We start from the raw sequence: 17,735 nt of genomic DNA, 5'->3' as shown, positions 1-17,735 counted from the left end.
CCCCTACTTTAAATAATTATTTATCTTGCCCTCTCATTTGAACATTATACTAGAATGCTAAAAAAAGGTGAACATATTGAAGGAATACCCGGGGAATTACAGATATTGCTTGAAGCAGATGTAGAGGCTAAACTATTTTTTGACAGCCTGGCCAAATCTTATAAACAAGGTTATTGTGACTGGGTGGGTTCTGCTAAACAGGAAACCACCAGAAAAACAAGGGCGGATAAAGCATTAACAATGCTTCAAAACAAGCAAAAAACCTTAAAAACCTAAACTATACCATTGATTAATACCATTTAATCAATAAAAAACACCATCCGGCTCTTAAATACACCTGATAACTTTGCCCTATGAGCAAAATAGCGGTGATTAGTGATATCCATAGTAACCTGCCCGCCTTAAAAGCGGTTTTAAAAGATATTGAAGCCTTTGGTGCACAACACATTTATTGCCTGGGAGACCTTACCGATGCAGCACCGTGGCACAATGAGGTCATTGACCTGATCCGAAGTCTTGCTATTCCTACCCTTATGGGAAATCATGATGAACGCATTGCGCTTGATCTTCCGGTATTGCCACTAAGCAAACACAGTCCAGCCGAACAAAAAGCAAGGTTGGCAGCAATTAACTTTACAAAATCTACCATAACTAATACAAATCGCCAGTTTCTTGCCAAGCTACCTTCCTCTATCCGGTTCCAGTTTCAGGATTCGCATTTTATGCTGGTACATGGCAGTCCGGACAGCAATGACGAATACCTCTATGAAGATCATAACCCGAATGTTCTTTTGAAAATGATGGAAGAATATCAAACCGATGTATTGATTACCGGCCACACACACCTGTCTTATATCCGTGAGCTCCAGGGAACCGATTCATCAAAACAAACCTTGATTATCAATACCGGTTCTGTAGGAAGAACTAAAGAAAAAGACCAAAAGGCCAGTTACCTCCAGTTAAACCTATTTGAAAATGACTCTAAAATACAGGCATCGATCAGAAAAGTAAAATATAACGTTATGGAAACCGTACAAGGCATAAAAGATAGTCCAGTACCGGATTTTTATGCTGATTTTCTTCTTGCGCTCTAATAAGAAACATCTATCCTATGAAAAAGGCCTCTTTTATGAGGCCTTTTTCATTAAATATGTTGCAATATATTAACAAGTTTAGCAAAAGGGTCCCTGACAAAAAAACGTCTGACACCCCAGGCTTCATCAACAGGTCCATATTCGGTCCTAAAACCAGCTTCCTGCATTAATGAAAAAGCTTCATTCACATCATCAACTTCTATGGACAAATCCGGAACACTTGTACCTGAACCACCTTCTACTGCAAAACTAATCTGGACATTCATTTTTTCAGTATTGCCATAGGTTATAATCCATCCATGGTCCATGAGCAGATCAAGGCCCAGGATATCCTGGTAAAATTTTTTTGCCCTTAAAGGTTCAGGACTATAAATATTGGAAACGATACGCTTAACTTTCATAAATGTCAATTTTAACCCCAATTTGATAATTTCTTTTCTATATATCCATTTTAATTAGTGGGCTAAAGCAAAAAAAATCTACTTTTTATTTTTTTATAATGGTATTCAATTTTTTACCAATCGGGTAGAAACAGTTTACATAACTACAGTATTTTTGCGCTCATGAAAAGAAATATTCTTATTACCATTCTTATCCCTGTTGCCATCTTACTGGGTTCATGGGGTGTAATTGGACACCAAACGGTCGCAAAAATTGCCGAGAATAATTTAAACATCCGGGCCAAAGCGGCAGTTAAAGATTTACTTCCTGATGAATCTTTAACCCAAATCAGCAGCTGGGCAGATCAGGTCAGGTCCCAGCCGGAATACAGGTATACCTCTTCCTGGCATTTCCTGAACCTTCCAGATGGTTTGGATTACAATTCATTTACCCAAACAGTTAAGGGGCTTAGCGGCGACAATATTTATACTGCAATCCTTAAATGCGGAAAAACGCTTTCAGACCCTTCAAGTTCAAGGGCCCAAAAAGTAGAAGCACTGAAATTTATGGTCCACCTGGTAGGAGACGCCCATCAGCCCATGCACATTAGCCGTGCTGAAGACAAAGGTGGCAATACCATTCAGGTTCAATTTAATGGAAAGGGCACCAATCTCCATTCCTTATGGGATGGAAAGCTTTTGGATGCCCAGGGCCTGACAGCCGATGAAATGGCCACAAAATTTAACAAAACAAATCCGGCACAAATCCTTCAGTGGCAGAAAGACCCCATCCTTAAATGGCTGTTTGAAAGCTATCAGATTAGTTCCAAACTTTATGCAGAGGTTCAAAGCGGAAGCAAACTATCTGAAGAATACTATACAAAACACCTTCCCGAAGTACAACTGCGTTTAGAACAGGGCGGAATTAGACTTGCCGGAATTTTAAACGAAGTATTAAAAAATTACAAACCAGAGCCAAAAATTAAAGACGATCAAAAAACTACGGCAGAAAATAAAAGCGGATCTGTTAAATTAAAAAATACAGCCGATGTTGTCAATTATATGGGTAAATCTGTTACCATAACCGATGTGGTTTCTGATTACAAGGTCATTAACAATAACCTTACCCTGTTAAACATTGGAGGCCGTTATCCGCAGCAAATTCTCACTGTTGCCTTAAAAGGTTCTAAAATTAAACTAAACCCTGAAGACTTAAAAGGCAAAAGGATTTCCGTTTCAGGAATACCCCAGCTATACAAAGACAAACCAGAAATTGAGGTAAGCGAACCAGCAGATATTTATCTGGAACAATCAAAATAAGTGATTTCTATTCAGCCTGGACCAATCTGTCCAGGCTTTTTTATTCTTCTCTGGCCCATCCCGTTTCCGAATGTACCTGATTAACATTTAATTCTCTACTTTTAAAAATCTGCCGATGCCCCAATCAGTTCCATCACTTCAATTTGGGGTGCAGCTTCCAGCCCGCTTTCATCCCTCTTTTTCTGAAAATAAAGGAAAGAACCAGTCTGCAGTATCTTTTGCTGTATAAACTCATTTTTATACTGGGAGATGTGCACAAATGTTTTTTTATCCCCTAACCTATAAATCGAATACCTGAAATCTTCGGGGTTCATTTGTCTGAAATCTTCCAGAAATGTTTTAATGTTCTGTTGGTTTTCCAAAGAAAACTCTTCTTTTACGGTATAGGTGACTTTAACACTGATCATAATTGGTCTTTAAAAAATTTAATTTACGCCCATTAAGACAAATTCACAATATAAAATGTCATAAAAAAACAGGGAGCTGAAATTCAGCCCCCTGTTCCTATAACCTCTACATTATATGCTTAGTACTTTTTAGCTGGTTTAGCAGCAGGCTGTACTCCTCCTTTTTGGTCTTTTTTACCTGCTTTATTGTCTTTAGCAGCTTCTTTTTTTACAGTGTCCTTTTTTGCAGGATGCTGAGCAGGTTTATTTTGTGCATTAGCACTTGCAACAGTAAAGCTCAAAAAAGCAAGAGCTAAAGCAGCGGATTTAAAATTGATTTTCATAATTGATTTAATTTAATTGTTAATTACTATGTGATTTTACGTTTTTACTTTTTTACAAGGAGTTGTCCCCTGATTTCTCCTTTTGGAAATTTGGAAGAAGTAATATTCAGGTACAGTTGATCTTTAAAAAGGGCTGCTGCCGATGCGGCATCCAGGGTTATGGAACCTTTTACAGGCGAACTATACTTGGTTGTTGTGGGTTTAAGGGTTACGATGGGGTTACCAATCACCTGGGCTGTCCCCTGATGCAAATTAACCTGGTCTGCATCTATTGCTGTATAGGTAATTGTATAGGTTAGTTTTCTGGTATTGCTTAAATATTCTGCCGAAAGGTTACCTTTTGCTGTTGAAGCCGATCCCGTTCCAGTGGCATCCATTTGTGCGCTTACATCAAACCTTACCTTTTGTGGTGGCTGCTCCTCCTTTTTACTGCAGGATATTAGCGAAGCCGTAAAAAGCACCACCGTTGTTAAAAAAATATATGTTTTCATAAATTTTACGTATTTAATTTTCAAGCCAATCTCTACATCCTGTCCCCGGGGTCATTGTGAGGCTTTTGCTAATAAGACAGCCTTTTTTTTAAAAGGTCCTACACAAAAAATATTTAAAAAAAATAGTCAAAACCACATAGGACTATTGCGCGTATATATTGTCTTAAACTATAATGTATAATCTGCCTACCTCGCACCAGATCAGAAAATGTTCTTTAAAACAGGATGGTTTTATACGCTGAAAAACATTTAAGTCAACGCCTCAAGGATATAAATGCTAATTTTATCACAGCGAAAACCTTATGACAGATAAAGAGCTAATAGAGCTGGTCCGCAAACAGGATAGCAAAGGCTTTGAGACACTATATAAAATTTATTACAAAAGATTGTATCTTCTGGCCTTTAAATACCTTAGGAAGGAAGAAACGGCTCAGGAAGTGGTCAATGATGTCTTTCTTAAAATATGGACGGACCCGGCCCTGCTGAATCAGATACAGTCTCCCGGCCCCTATTTGTCAAGATGCATCGTCAATAATGCCCTGAACCTGATTTCCAGAGAAAAAAAACAGCATCAGAAACAGGAACAGTTTCTGATGGGCTTTCAGGAGGAAGAACATCAGAGTGATGAAGCGCTGGTACTGGAACAACAGCTCCAGCAATTGGAAATGGCTTTGGACCAACTTCCGCCCCAATGTAAAAAAGTGATGATGATGAGTAAATTTGATAAATTCAAACAACAGGAAATTGCCGATAGACTGAATATTTCTATTAAAACCGTTAAAAACCACCTGACCCAGGGCTATGAAAAAATAAGGGTAATACTTAGCAAGGAACAGGTATTTCTCTTGTTTTTATTTTTTAATCAATTGTTCAGATAGGACTTATCCATTTAAACGCTGTCTTATAATTACCATGACAAATATTAATCATCTCCATAATATCCCTTATTCACTCATTGCTGACCAGGCAGAAGGAAATATTTCTGCTGAAGGCCTTGAGCAGCTTGAGTTATGGAAAAACACCAGTCCTGAGCATTTAAAAAAATACAATGAGCTGCTTCTACTGGAGGACCAGCTCCGTTTGCTTGCCCTTTCCAAACATATTGATCCGCAAAAAGCATGGGAAAATTTTGCGCCCTCACTGGAAAACACCACGCAACAGTCACCGAAATCTTCCGTCAGAAAGCTGACAACCTATTACAAATGGGCTGCCGCAGCTGCTATAGTATTGTCCATATTATATTTTTACAAACCTGAGTTCTTTACCGGGATCAAAACCATTCGTACAGCAAAAAACGAGTATCAAAAAGTCATACTTCCGGATGGTTCTGAAATCAACATGAACGAAAACACCACTCTTTCTTACAACAGTTGGCTTTTTTTAAAGAACCGGAAAGTAAATTTGCAAAAAGGTGAAGCTTTTTTTGAAGTTAAACACCAGCAAGCACATCCTTTTTTGGTCAAAATGGATGAAGTAAATGTCCGTGACATCGGCACAAGTTTCAATTTAAAAATTGAACAGGAACAAATCGTGGTCATTGTTAACTCTGGAAAAGTTGCTTTAGAAGCCAATTCTTCCAAAGTGGACTCGGTCACATCAAAAAGCCTGCTCCTTTCCGAAAAGGACAAAGGCATATTCAATAGAAAAACCAAAACCCTAAGTTCACAAAAAAACACCTGGCTAAATTACAAATCCTGGTGCGATCACAAACTTCAGTTTATACAAACACCGCTTGAAGAGGTTGCACGGGACCTTGAAGATGCATTTGGAAAAGCAGTTATTCTTCAGGATGCCGATCTAAAAAACCGGAAATTAAGTGCTTATTTTGATCAGCAAAGCGAAGAAGAAATTATCCGCATTATTGCAGCTTCATTACAACTACAGGTTACCAAAAAAGACGATACATTTGTGCTGTATAAATAATTTATGCCAGCCATCGGAAAGACCTGTCTTTTTATCATACTGACTTTTTTGTTCCTTACAGGATCCGGTCCGGCGCATGCCCAAAATATTGTTCCCAGCCAGCAACTAAGTATTAATTTCTCAAACAGCAGCATTGAGGGGGCCCTCTCCCAATTGTCAACAGAACAAGGGATATTGCTGTCCTTTGACCCCTCTTTGGTTTCTCTCAAAAGGAAAATCAACAGGAATTTCTCCAAAACACCACTTACAGAAATACTTGATTTTTTACTTTCAGGAACCGGATTAAGTTACAAATACATTAACAAAGAAATCATCATTGTTCCCCAGGAAATTAAAAGGGTAAGCCTTAGCGGACATGTACATGATGCAAAAACAGGCGAAGACCTTATTGGGGCCGGTATTTACATTCCCATACTCAAACAAGGAATCAGTAGTAATAACTATGGGTTTTATTCCTTAACCCTTCCGGCCGGAAGTTATGAACTATGGATCAGCCATGTGGGCTATGTTTCCAAAAAAATAACAATCGACCTGCAGTTCTCGGCCCAGTCACAGGAAATAGAGCTTGAAAAACAGCAAATTAACCTGCATGAAATTGTTGTAAATTCCCAAAACAGTACCGATTCTACCGCGCAATCTTTTCCAGGACAGGCATTGGAATGGGAGTTAATCAAAAAACAGCCCTATTACAAAGGAGAACCAGATGTGATCAAAGCCCTCCAAATGCAGAATGGCATACTTGGTATGACCGAAGAGAGTAGCAATATGTTCATCAGAGGTGGAAACAAAGATCAAAACCTGATCCTCTTTGATGAGGCAACCGTGTATAATCCCGGGCATTTATTTGGATTGACTTCTATATTTAATCCCGATGCCCTTAAGAACATCCAAATCTATACCGATGGGATCCCCCCAAATTTCGGAGGGCGTCTGTCCTCTGTAATCGATGCCCGCATGGCAGACGGGGACGATAAAACCTTCCATGTGAAGGGAGGAGCAAGCTTACTGGCAGCCAGACTTGCACTGGAGGGACCAATAGTCAAAGAAAAAGGTTCTTTTCTGATTACAGGGCGTAAAAGTCTTCTTAATTTTCTAAACAAAAATTTTAACCTCTTTAATCTCGGCGCAAGTTACTATGACTTAAATTTCAAAGTCAATTATAAATTTGGTGCCTCAGACCGGGTATATTATTCTGCTTATTTTGGAAATGACCGTTTAAAATCCAATAATGGTTATTTTAACAGTTGGGGAAACCAAACCTCTACTTTACGATGGAATCATATTTTTAATGCCAGGCTATTTTCAAACTTGTCAGCCATTTATAGCAATTATAAAAACAGACTCAACATTAACGCTGATGCTTCTGAGGGTATGGATCAATGGATCACTGGTATCCGGGATTTTACTTTAAAAGGCGATTTTATTTATTACCAGAAACCGCACAGTCAAATTCAGTTTGGTTTTAATGGAACCAATCACATTTTTACCCCTGGTGAATCCAATACGACAAGTTCCTCCAGTATCCCCAAAGCCAATGCCTGGGAGTATGGTTTGTATGCCAGTCATAAACTCTCCCTTGGACAGCATTTTCGGTTACTTTATGGGCTTCGCGCGAGCATGCTTCAAAACATCTCTAAAGTAAGATTATATACACCAGACGATGACATTCTTGCTGCTGAGCTGGGACAAGATCCTAAAGAAGGCTATCAAAGTTATCTCAGACTGGAACCCCGGATGACCATACAGTATGCTCTTGAGCCGCAGGCTTACCTGCAGTTTACCTATAACCGGAACTATCAGTACCTTCAGCTGGTACAAAATGATGAACTTGCTTTTTCTTCCCTGGAAACCTGGATTCCTTCCAGTCCGAATATTAAACCTCAGCAATCAGACCTTTTTTCCCTGGAATACAGACGTAAGGTGTTGGGCTGGACCTTTTCACTCAGTGCTTATTATAAAAAAATGCTTGACCAGTTGCAGCTCATAGATCATGCTCAGGTGATTTTAAACCCCGTTATAGAAGATCAGCTCCGTTCGGGGCGATCCGACGCTTACGGCATTGAATTCATGGCCTCAAAAGACATCGGAAGACTTCGGGGTACTCTTTTTTATACCTGGTCCAGGGCATTCCGTAAATTCAACCAGATCAACAACAGTTTACAGTACAGGGCCAATTATGACATCCCGCATGTACTAAAACTTAGCCTCAATTATCAGATTACAAACCGCCTGCTCTTTAGCTCTTTTTTCACTTATACAACTGGCCGGCCGGTAACACTTCCTGTTGGTTATTTTTTGCAGCAAGGTTTAAAAGTTCCCATTTACAAAGACCGGAACTCCTCAAGAATGCCTGATTATAACCGTCTGGACCTGAGCGTATCCTGGGATCTTTCTCCGGCTACCAACCGCAAAAGGCCTTGGATGAGCAGCCTTAGCCTGGGTGTGTATAATGTATATGGCAAAAAGAACTCTCTTTTTTATAGGGTCAACCAAAACCCTGCAACAGACTACCTTGTTGAAGAACAAGCCTTTCCAGGAATTACACCGGCAATCACTTATAACTTTAAATTTTAAGGCGATGAAAATGACAAATATAAAGTATACCCTAATTCTCTTGTTCAGCCTGGTACTTTCTGCCTGCAAAAAACAGGAAAGCGCCCTTCCTGTGCCTTATGACCTTATTGTAGAGGGTGGTATCAATACCTTTATCCCACAGCAATATATCCGGCTAACCAAACCTGTATTGCTTAGCGGAGGTGCTCCCCAGCCCATAAACGGTGCGGTACTGAGCGTAAACGATGGTGAAAGTGATATTCCTTTCAAAGAGCTTGGCAAAACTGGTATCTATACGGCCAGCATGAAAAACAACAAAAATTATGATGGCGTTTATACCTTAAAAATTATCTACAATAAAAAGGAGTATACCGCAAATGATACCTTACAACAGGTATTCCCTATTAGTGAACGCTATATCCCACTTTCCATAAAGGTCAATCAGAACAAAGCGGAAATTACCATTCCGAAACATACATTCGGCGTACTTTCTGCACAACAATGGCTAATCATGAATGGAAAAAGGTTGTGGACACCAGGTAAATTTGGCGAAAGTTATCCTTACAGCTACTCTCATCCTTTTGGTTCCCCTAATGCCCTGAACCCATTAACCGAACAAAATACCATCATCACGACCGATCTGAAAGACAGTTTGAGCATTTACAAATTTTCCCTATCACCTGCTCATGCGACCTTTCTGTACAACGTATTTCAGGAAACAGACTGGAGGGGTATATTATCTACTGTTCCAGGGCAGGTTAAAGGAAACATATCGGGCAATGCCAATGGTTTTTTCTATGCAATGGATGTAGAAATGCAAAGGATTGCAGTTAAAGACCTTTCGCCACAGAAAAAGTAAATGTCACATCCTGTTTTAGCTGAAGACTGTTTTTGCAACTTTTTTGTTACCTCCACGGATCTTAAATTTTTCTTGCAAAATTTGCTTTGTCTAAGGTTATTGATCAATCCATGTTTAAAATAGTCCGGGTTCTGTTCTTTATGGCCGCAATATTATTTGCGGGGAAAAGCTTTTTGGGCTTTAACATCTTTGACCGGAACCGTCAGCATCAGGAAATTAATGTCTTCCTGCTCCAAAAACTATTTAGCAAACGCAAACAGGAGTACCTGGAAGAAGATCTGATTGAAGTCATCGCCATACAAGAGCAATTATCCAATCCGGGCAGGGTTGTTCTTACCTTTACAGGTTTCCTGGCCTTGTTTTTTGCCCTATCAAAACTTCTCTGCAAACTCAGTAATACAGTCCTTGAACAGGTGTGCTGTATCCTGCTCCACAAAGAGGATACTTACCTGAATACCAGGCAGCTGATCATTTGATCCCGGCAACCCAAATACCCTAGTTGTCAGAACAGATAAGGGACTCCCCCTTTATCCTGTTCATTCCGATCATTTAACATTTTTTATTATGCTGCTTTTAAAAAGGGGCTTCTGTATGGCATTACTGTTGTTTGTCGTCTTTAATGCCTGCGCTCAGGAAAACCCCGTTTCTTTAAATACAATTTTAAACCGGCTGGAGAACAATGCCCCATCACTGATTACAGATTCAGCTGCCATCCTGATCCGTCAGGCCCAGGCCCTTGAAGCCAGAAACAATTGGCTTCCCAATCTTAAACTCAACTACCAGGCCGACCTGGGTTCAAACAACAATGTTGCCGGTCCCTATTTTGGCTTTGGTTTAATCCCTTCTAATTCCAGGGGCGTGCGGAGCCAAAGCAACAACAATGCTTCCTTATCCAATTTGGGAATCGCTGCCCTGGATTGGGAAATTTATAATTTCGGCGCCTATTCGGCCGAACGTAAAACGGCAAATTCAGCTGTCGAAGTTCAGCAGAACCAATACCAGCTTTCCAAATTCCAACTGCAAACTCTAACCATCAACCAGTATTTGCAGTTAATGCTCGACCACGACCTGCTCCAGATCCAAAAGGCCAATATCAACAGAAACCAGGATATTGAGCGTTCCATCCGCGCATTGGCTAAAAGTGGTGTCCGGGCCGGGGTAGACACTAGCATCGCAGCAGCAGAGCTTTCCAAGGCAAAACTCAATTATCTGGAACTTTCCAACCAAATGAAGCAGGTACAATTACAACTGGGCGCGCTTACAGGTTTGTCTTATCACACCATTCAGCCAGATACCACTGCAGAATCTATCCTGTTACAACAATCTGGTTTATTAAGCTCCGGGCTTAAAGACAGTCTGTCTCATCCGCTTTTGCGCTACTATCAGTCCGCCTATCAAAACGCCCTTCAAAAACAGGAAATGATCAAAAAACAATATAACCCTAAAATCCTGCTGGAAGCCGCCTTTTGGGGAAGAGGGTCCAGCATCACCGCCGAAGATCAGTTCCGTAACCTGTCCACTGGCTGGGGTTTTGACCGGAACAATTATTTGCTGGGTATAGGTGTTTCATATAACCTCACAGACCTGAAACGAAGGCAATTGAAACTTCATACACAACAGGTTTCCGCCAGTTATGATCGAAAAAAATACCTTGAACAACAGGAATTACTTTCTCTACGCAATGGACAGGCAGACACTGAACTCAGTACAGCCAGACAAAGGCTGAAGGAAATTCCAAATCAACTTAAGGCTGCCAATGCAGGCTATCGTCAAAAATTCTCTTTGTACAAAAACGGACTGACAGACATTATAGAACTCAACGCCGCATTGAATATTCTGTACAGGGCGGAAACAGATTTTGCCCTTGCCAGAAATACCTACTGCAGGGCTTTATTTGAAAAAGCAGCCATGGAGAACCAGGTCAGTACACTTTTAAAACTTTTAAACTAAAAACGATGTCAATGGTCACCTCCGCACTCAAAAAGCCAATCACAACAGTTGTGATTACTTTAAGCTTGCTGATTTTCGCAGTGCTTAGTGCAATCAAAATACCTATAGATATTTTTCCCCAGCTTAACCTGCCCACCATTTATGTGATTGAATCCTATGGAGGAATGTCACCACAACAAATGGAAGGTTTTTTTTCTACCCGCTTACAAGACCAGTTCCTTTACGTGAATGGAGTTAAAAATATCAGCAGTAAAAACATTCAGGGTTTAACCCTTTTGAAGCTCAGTTTTTATGAAAGCACCAATATGGCCGAAGCCTCTGCCCAGGTTGCCTTACAGGTCAACCGGGCAATGAAGTTTTTCCCGCCGGGTGCCCTGCCTCCACAGGTGGTGCGCTTCGATGCCTCTTCCCTTCCTGTAGGCCAGCTGGTCCTGTCGAGCAAAACAAGAAGTCTCAAGGAAATCTACGACCTTGCAGCAACCCGGGTAAGACCTATGTTCGCAAGTGTCCCTGGGCTTTCTGCCCCTCCACCTTTTGGAGCCAATTCCCGTTCCATTACGGTAAACATTGATCCCAGTAAACTGCGCAGCTACAATTTAACACCTGATGAGGTGGTATCGGCCCTCGCAAAATTTAATGTGATGGCCCCATCAGGAAACCTGCGTATGGGCAACACGATGTTTGTGACCACTATGAATTCCCTTGTTAAAAAGGCAGATGAGTTTAAGGATATCCCTGTAACTGTTAAAAACGGCATTCCTGTACTGATCAAAGACATTGCCCGGGTCAGTGATGCCGCAGACATTACGGTAGATTACGCATTGATCAATGGTAAACGTTCGGTGTATATTCCTGCTGTGAAAACTGCAGATGCGTCCACCTGGTCGGTGGTCCAAACCCTAAAAAGCAAGCTGCCGGAAATGCAGAGTTTGTTGCCCCCCGATGTTAAAATATCCTATGAATTTGACCAAAGCGTGTTTGTGGTAAATGCTGTAAAAAGTTTGATTACCGAAGGGGCCCTTGGGGCACTGCTCACTGGTTTAATGGTTTTGCTTTTTTTAAGGGACCTGCGCAGCAGTCTGATTGTCGTCATCACCATTCCTGTATCCATTCTTATTGGGGTCATGTTGCTGGGCCTGTTCGGACAAACCATTAACATCATGACCCTGAGTGGTCTGGCCCTGGCCATTGGTATTCTTGTTGACCAGGCCACTGTTACCATAGAAAACATTCACCAGCACCTGGAAATGGGCAAGGGAAAACAACAGGCCATTTATGAAGCCTGCCAGGAAATTGCTTTTCCACTGCTGTTGATCCTGCTGTGTATACTGGCTGTTTTCGCACCTTCCTTTATGATGAACGGAGTACCCAGGGCCATGTTCCTGCCACTTTCCATGTCGATAGGTTTTACCATGATTGTATCTTACGTTCTGGCGCAAACCCTGGTCCCCATTCTAAGCAACTGGATGATCAGGGCAGAACGTTACCAGCACTACCAACATGGGAAAATACATGCTCATGCCGGAGAGGCCTTGGATGCTCAGGAAGAAGGTCAGATTGAAAAACATCTTCAGCAAGAGAAAAAACAACCGGAAAAAAACGACCTGTTTGAAAAGGTTAAACTCCGCTACATGCAGCTGATCAGCGCCTGGATGCCCTATAAAAAGACTATTGTGCCTGTTTACCTTTTTCTGGTCCTGCTTCTTGCCGGTGCTGGTTTTGTATTCATAGGTAAAGACATGATGCCCAAGGTAAACAACGGACAGTTCCAGATCCGGATTAAAGAACCCGACGGAACCAGACTGGAAAGAACAGAAGAAAAACTGAAACAGGTACTTGGTATCATTGACAGCACTGTACATCAGCAAGTGGCCATTACCTCTGCCTATGTTGGTTTAATTCCCAGCAGCTATGGGGTCAGTAATCTGTATGTGTTTAATACCGGTACCCATGAAGCAGTACTCCAGGTAAATCTGGACGAGCACTACAAAGTGAATATGGATGAGTTAAAAGATGTACTCAGAAAAAACATTGCCTATCGCCTGCCGGAGCTCAAGGTAACTTTTGAACCCATAGACATGACCGAAAAGATCATGAGCCAGGGTGCATCTGCACCAATTGAAGTCCGGGTAGCTGGAAAAGACATGAACCAGATTGAAGCTTATGCTAATCAGGTGCTTTCCAGACTTAAAAAGATCAGCTATCTGAGGGACGTTCAAATTGCCCAGCCTTTAAAACTGCCTGTAGTAGCCATCAGTATAGACCGGATCAAAGCAGCCCAATTGGGTTTAAACGTAAGTGATATTGCCCGTTCTGTTACGGCCAGCACCTCATCCAGTCGTTTCACCGAAAAAAACCAATGGCTCGACGAAGATAAATCCTATACTTACCAGGTACAGGTACAGGTTCCCGAATATGTAATGGCAACTATGGACGAACTGAGGGAGATTCCTTTACTGCGCGGTCAAAGCAGCCCTGTTCTTGGCGATGTTGCCGACTTTAAGATAAAATATGTACCCGGGGAATATGACCGGACAGGTCCCAGAAGGTTCCTGACCGTTGGGGCCAACATCTATAAAAAAGATCTGGGAACAGCCAGCAGTGATGTTCAAAAAGCCATTAATGCTATTGGCGAAAAGCCTAAAGGTCTGGTTGTGGAAATGAAAGGAATGTCCAGCTTGCTAACAGAAACCTTATCCAGCCTGCAAAATGGACTGCTGTTTGCTATTCTGGTGATTTTTTTACTCCTGGCGGCAAACTATCAATCCGTAAAACTAAGTTTAACCGTTTTATCAACCGTACCTGCGGTTATTCTGGGTTCACTGACTGCCCTGATGCTAACAGGCTCTACACTAAATTTGCAATCCTATATGGGAATGATCATGTCCACCGGGGTGTCAGTGGCCAACGCCATACTCATTGTCACCAATGCAGAAAACCTTCGGCTGGATTACCGGGATGCGTCCAGGGCCGCGATTACCAGTGCATCCATACGTTTGAGGCCCATACTTATGACCAGTCTGGCCATGATGGCCGGGATGATCCCAATGGCTTCAGGAATGGGTGAAGCAGGAGAACAAACCGCCCCCCTGGGTAGAGCCGTCATTGGTGGGCTTTTTGCCTCTACACTGGCCGCATTATTTGTTCTTCCACAGGTTTTTGCCTGGTTACAACAAAAAACAGGTTACCAGTCCCCTTCTTTAATGCCCGAACCCGATAACCAAACCCATAAAAACGTTCAAACTTTAAATACTGACAATCATGAATTATAAAAATATAGCTGTGGCAATTCTGGCTGCATGCCTTCTTTCCGCTTGCTCGGGTACTGAAAAACCAGCAGATCTGACAGGAGCCCATCAAAAAAAACAAACAGGAGAATTCAGTCAGGTGTGCGAAAAACAACTTTCCGGAGATATCCGCTTATCTGGTAACCTAAAGGCCTATAATGAAGTAAATATTTTCCCCAGGGCCAATGGTTTTGTAAAAGAAATCTATGCAGACCGCGGTTCTGTAGTGAAAAAGGGGCAACTGCTGCTCCGTCTGGAAGCCCCTGAAATGGAATCCCAACTACAGGCAGCCAATTCCCGTTTTGTTCAGGCCCAGGAAAATGCTGCCGCCAGTAAGGATAAATACCAGCGCCTGAAAGAAGCCGCCAAAGAACCGGGTGCAGTTTCCCCACTGGAACTTGACAATGCACTTTCCCGGATGAAGGCTGATCAGGCCATTTCCCTATCCGAACACTCCAATGTTTCATCCGTAAGAACTTTACAGGGTTATCTGAATATTTATGCACCATTTGATGGCACCATTGTTCAACGGAACGTTTCTCCCGGTGCCCTGGTTTCACCAGGTAAATCCACAGATCAACCCATGCTTGTCCTTCAGGACACCAAAAAAATGCGTCTTGAAGTGTACATCCCGGAAAATTATGTAGATAAAGTTGACCTCAGTAAACCGGTCAGTTTTACCTTTAATGCCATGCCTTCACTGGTGCAGCAGGCAAAAATCAGCCGCTCGGCAAATGCACTTGGCTCCATGCGTTCAGAAGCTATAGAAATTGATGTTCGCAACGAAAAAAATCAATTAAAACCAGGAATGTATGCAGAAGTTAAAATTCCTCTTTTATCGGGGGCAAAATCACTTCTGGTTCCAAACACGGCAATTGTCCGTTCTACCGAAGCCCAGTATGTGGTTCTTGTAAAAAGCGGCAGGGCTAAACTGGTGAACATCAAAGAAGGTTTGATTTCTAAAGATTCCACAGAAGTTTTCGGGGATTTGAGACCCGGAGACGCGTTGGTTAAGCAGGCAAATGATGAAATTAAAGAGGGCCAAAAGCTAAATTAAGCGAATAGATCTGAAAACCGGTTGCGTTGAAGGCAACCGGTTTTTTAGAAAAAAAATTATTCGGAAGATCTCAGAAAAAAGTAAAACTCAATTTCATTTTCCTCCAGCTTCACTTCCAGTTTCCTTCCATTCATCCTTGCAAACTCATGGCAAAGTTGTAAACCCAGCCCAATGCCCCGCTCATCGGCCGTACCCGGGGTACTGATTTGGCTGTGCGTGGAACGCAAAGCTTCCAGGTCTATAACCTGAGGATCAATAACCGGATTCTGTATTCCGATTCGCACCTGATCACCCTCCTTTGTTAAGCGCAAATGGATTGTCCCTTTGCGCGGCGTAAATTTAATTGCATTATCGATCAGGTTACGAAGAATAAGCTGGACCTGGTTCTGGTCTGCCTCCACCATTCCAACCTCTTGGGTGACCACTTTTAAAACTATAGCCTTGTAGGCAGCAAGGGGTTCATAAACCGGCAGCAAACCTTCAACGGTGGCCTTAAGGTCAAATACAGAAAAATTACTTCCTGAAGATTCCATCTGGCTCGCGGCCCAGTACAATAAATTATCCAGGGTATGATGGATTTCATCTATATTTTTACGGCTTGCATTTAAAAGTTCCTTAAGTTCCTCCAAACTGAGCATGTCCATATCGCTTAAGGTAAAAATACTCACCAGGCTGTTAAAAGGACTTCTTAAATCATGCGCAACAATGGAAAACAATTTGTTTTTCATTTCATTGGAAGCCTCCAGCTTCGCAATACTTTCATTCAACCGGATGGTCCGTTCTTTAACCACACGCTCCAGATTTTCATTGTGGTTTCTGATCATCTTAAAATTCTCATCCTTTGCTTTGCGTTCGCTCACCATCAGGCTCCGGTAACGGTCACCCAGGGCAAAAGCAAGGAGCAACAGCTCAACTGTAGAGCCAATAGGCAAAAGGTGGAAGCTATAATCTTTGGTCACCAGTACATTGCCCAGGCTAAGGGTAAAGATGAAAATTGTGGCCGCCATGATGGCCCAGGCATAAATGTAATATCTGGCCGCCCTGAGTCCTTTTCTCCAGAGGACAATACCGGTAACCACCAGTACCGCGGTTTCTATAAAACCAAGGTTCTGGGCACAGGAAGCAGCCAAAGACTTATAACCCAGCGCACTGATCACAAGCTCTATAAGACACAGGGCAAAAGCAAAATTATACACCTTTAACCAGGAAGGGGCCGTTACCCTAAGGTTAAGAAACTTCCTTGAAAACAAAATCGCTGAAATCGCTGAAAGACTATGAAAAATATGTGGGTATAAGTTAAACCAGGTCCGAAATTGATAGCCAAACAGATAACTATAGCCCCTGAGGTATAAAACGACATAGGCAAACAGAAAAAAGAGGTACAGACTGTAATACAAATAAGTTTTATCCCCAAGACTGAAAAACAGAAACAGGTTAAAAAGAAATAAACTCAAAATGACCCCGATATAAACACTTTCCAGCTGCAATTTTGAACTATCTTCTAAAAGCCGGTCACTATTCACCAATTTTAAGGGGAGCAGCATAATGTTGTTCGACTTTATACGAAGGTACAAGGTCTGCGGGCCTTCGGACCTGAGCTGATCAGGTAAAAGAAATCTGTAACTGTTTGTCGCCGTAACACCTTTTTCAGGCGGGGACAAACTTCCCGAATGCATCTGCAAAACGCCCCCATCCTTCCTTAAAACATAACAATCAATCTGCTCTATATTTGGGATATCTGCAATCAGATAAGCCTCGTCTTTAACCGGGGCCAGATAGCTTACCTTTATCCAGAAGGCAGACTTTGTATTTCCAAAATTAAGAATTTCACTCGTCGAAGGCCGAAACTGACCAGCCTGGTCCAGTTTCATCACCTGCTGCAACGTCATCAGCGCATCCTTATCCTTCAGTATGCCAACTTTCCGGCCTATATTTTCATAAGGCTGCTGGTCAATGTCAATAACTTCCACTTTGCTGAAAGCAGAAAAAAAGACAAGACTTAATAAACAGGACAACAGGTAACGCATGGAGATTTTTCCCTACGAATATAGGAAAATTAACAAATTCTAAAAGGGGTCATAACCTGAGTAT

General features: G+C 41.8%; 16 protein-coding genes. 11 read left to right on the top strand and 5 right to left on the bottom strand.

The genetic code is table 11. The features are described from left to right. Positions 1-54: 54 nt before the first annotated feature. Together B0O44_RS10320 and B0O44_RS10315 are read left to right on the top strand one after the other, a co-directional pair. The gene (locus B0O44_RS10320) at positions 55-276 is read left to right on the top strand and encodes a YdeI/OmpD-associated family protein (protein WP_110829948.1); all 222 of its coding nucleotides are present in this window, start codon (positions 55-57) and stop codon (positions 274-276) included. A gap of 77 nt (positions 277-353) precedes the next feature. Then, a complete protein-coding gene (locus B0O44_RS10315) occupies positions 354-1,094 on the top strand; it encodes a metallophosphoesterase family protein (RefSeq protein ID WP_110829947.1) in 741 nt (246 codons plus the stop codon). Positions 1,095-1,144: 50 nt separating this feature from the next. Here B0O44_RS10315 and B0O44_RS10310 read toward each other — a convergent pair whose 3' ends face one another. Beyond that, the gene (locus B0O44_RS10310; protein ID WP_110829945.1) at positions 1,145-1,495 is read right to left on the bottom strand and encodes a VOC family protein; all 351 of its coding nucleotides are present in this window, start codon (positions 1,493-1,495) and stop codon (positions 1,145-1,147) included. Positions 1,496-1,657: 162 nt separating this feature from the next. Between B0O44_RS10310 and B0O44_RS10305 the strand changes: the two genes are divergently transcribed. Continuing rightward, positions 1,658-2,794 carry a S1/P1 nuclease gene (locus B0O44_RS10305; RefSeq protein WP_110829943.1) on the top strand — a complete coding sequence of 379 codons (1,137 nt, stop codon included), beginning with the start codon at positions 1,658-1,660 and terminating at the stop codon, positions 2,792-2,794. A 101-nt stretch (positions 2,795-2,895) separates the two neighbouring features. Here B0O44_RS10305 and B0O44_RS10300 read toward each other — a convergent pair whose 3' ends face one another. The 3 genes from B0O44_RS10300 to B0O44_RS10290 form a co-directional block, all read right to left on the bottom strand. Further along, positions 2,896-3,201 (bottom strand): hypothetical protein, encoded by a 306-nt coding sequence (locus B0O44_RS10300; protein ID WP_110829941.1) that lies wholly within the window; start codon positions 3,199-3,201, stop codon positions 2,896-2,898. A gap of 119 nt (positions 3,202-3,320) precedes the next feature. Then, complete coding sequence (locus B0O44_RS10295) at positions 3,321-3,524, bottom strand: hypothetical protein (RefSeq protein WP_110829939.1); 204 nt, start codon at positions 3,522-3,524, stop codon at positions 3,321-3,323. A 44-nt stretch (positions 3,525-3,568) separates the two neighbouring features. After that, positions 3,569-4,015, bottom strand: a complete 447-nt coding sequence (locus B0O44_RS10290) for a CHRD domain-containing protein (protein ID WP_110829937.1) — start codon at positions 4,013-4,015, stop codon at positions 3,569-3,571. A 302-nt stretch (positions 4,016-4,317) separates the two neighbouring features. Between B0O44_RS10290 and B0O44_RS10285 the strand changes: the two genes are divergently transcribed. From B0O44_RS10285 to B0O44_RS10250, 8 genes are all read left to right on the top strand, one after another. Beyond that, entirely contained in the window at positions 4,318-4,893 is a 576-nt protein-coding gene (locus B0O44_RS10285; RefSeq protein ID WP_110829935.1) for an RNA polymerase sigma factor, read from the top strand. Positions 4,894-4,927: 34 nt separating this feature from the next. After that, on the top strand, positions 4,928-5,938 hold the full coding sequence (locus B0O44_RS10280; RefSeq protein ID WP_110829933.1) for a FecR family protein: 1,011 nt from the start codon (positions 4,928-4,930) through the stop codon (positions 5,936-5,938). A 3-nt stretch (positions 5,939-5,941) separates the two neighbouring features. Continuing rightward, the gene (locus B0O44_RS10275) at positions 5,942-8,512 is read left to right on the top strand and encodes a TonB-dependent receptor domain-containing protein (protein WP_110829931.1); all 2,571 of its coding nucleotides are present in this window, start codon (positions 5,942-5,944) and stop codon (positions 8,510-8,512) included. A 4-nt stretch (positions 8,513-8,516) separates the two neighbouring features. After that, the gene (locus B0O44_RS10270; RefSeq protein ID WP_110829929.1) at positions 8,517-9,350 is read left to right on the top strand and encodes a hypothetical protein; all 834 of its coding nucleotides are present in this window, start codon (positions 8,517-8,519) and stop codon (positions 9,348-9,350) included. Positions 9,351-9,460: 110 nt separating this feature from the next. Then, positions 9,461-9,826 carry a hypothetical protein gene (locus B0O44_RS10265; protein WP_110829927.1) on the top strand — a complete coding sequence of 122 codons (366 nt, stop codon included), beginning with the start codon at positions 9,461-9,463 and terminating at the stop codon, positions 9,824-9,826. A 115-nt stretch (positions 9,827-9,941) separates the two neighbouring features. Beyond that, on the top strand, positions 9,942-11,300 hold the full coding sequence (locus B0O44_RS10260; RefSeq protein WP_245943638.1) for a TolC family protein: 1,359 nt from the start codon (positions 9,942-9,944) through the stop codon (positions 11,298-11,300). A 5-nt stretch (positions 11,301-11,305) separates the two neighbouring features. Then, positions 11,306-14,572, top strand: a complete 3,267-nt coding sequence (locus tag B0O44_RS10255; RefSeq protein WP_110829923.1) for an efflux RND transporter permease subunit — start codon at positions 11,306-11,308, stop codon at positions 14,570-14,572. Next, positions 14,562-15,644, top strand: a complete 1,083-nt coding sequence (locus B0O44_RS10250; protein ID WP_110829922.1) for an efflux RND transporter periplasmic adaptor subunit — start codon at positions 14,562-14,564, stop codon at positions 15,642-15,644. Before B0O44_RS10255 ends, B0O44_RS10250 begins: the two co-directional genes overlap by 11 nt. 56 nt (positions 15,645-15,700) lie before the next feature. Here B0O44_RS10250 and B0O44_RS10245 read toward each other — a convergent pair whose 3' ends face one another. Further along, on the bottom strand, positions 15,701-17,671 hold the full coding sequence (locus B0O44_RS10245) for a sensor histidine kinase (protein ID WP_110829920.1): 1,971 nt from the start codon (positions 17,669-17,671) through the stop codon (positions 15,701-15,703). Between the last annotated feature and the right edge of the window lie 64 nt (positions 17,672-17,735).

The organism is Pedobacter nutrimenti, from assembly GCF_003208655.1.
In the GTDB taxonomy this organism is placed as follows: domain Bacteria; phylum Bacteroidota; class Bacteroidia; order Sphingobacteriales; family Sphingobacteriaceae; genus Pedobacter; species Pedobacter nutrimenti.
This window is presented reverse-complemented; position numbering and strand designations above follow the sequence as displayed.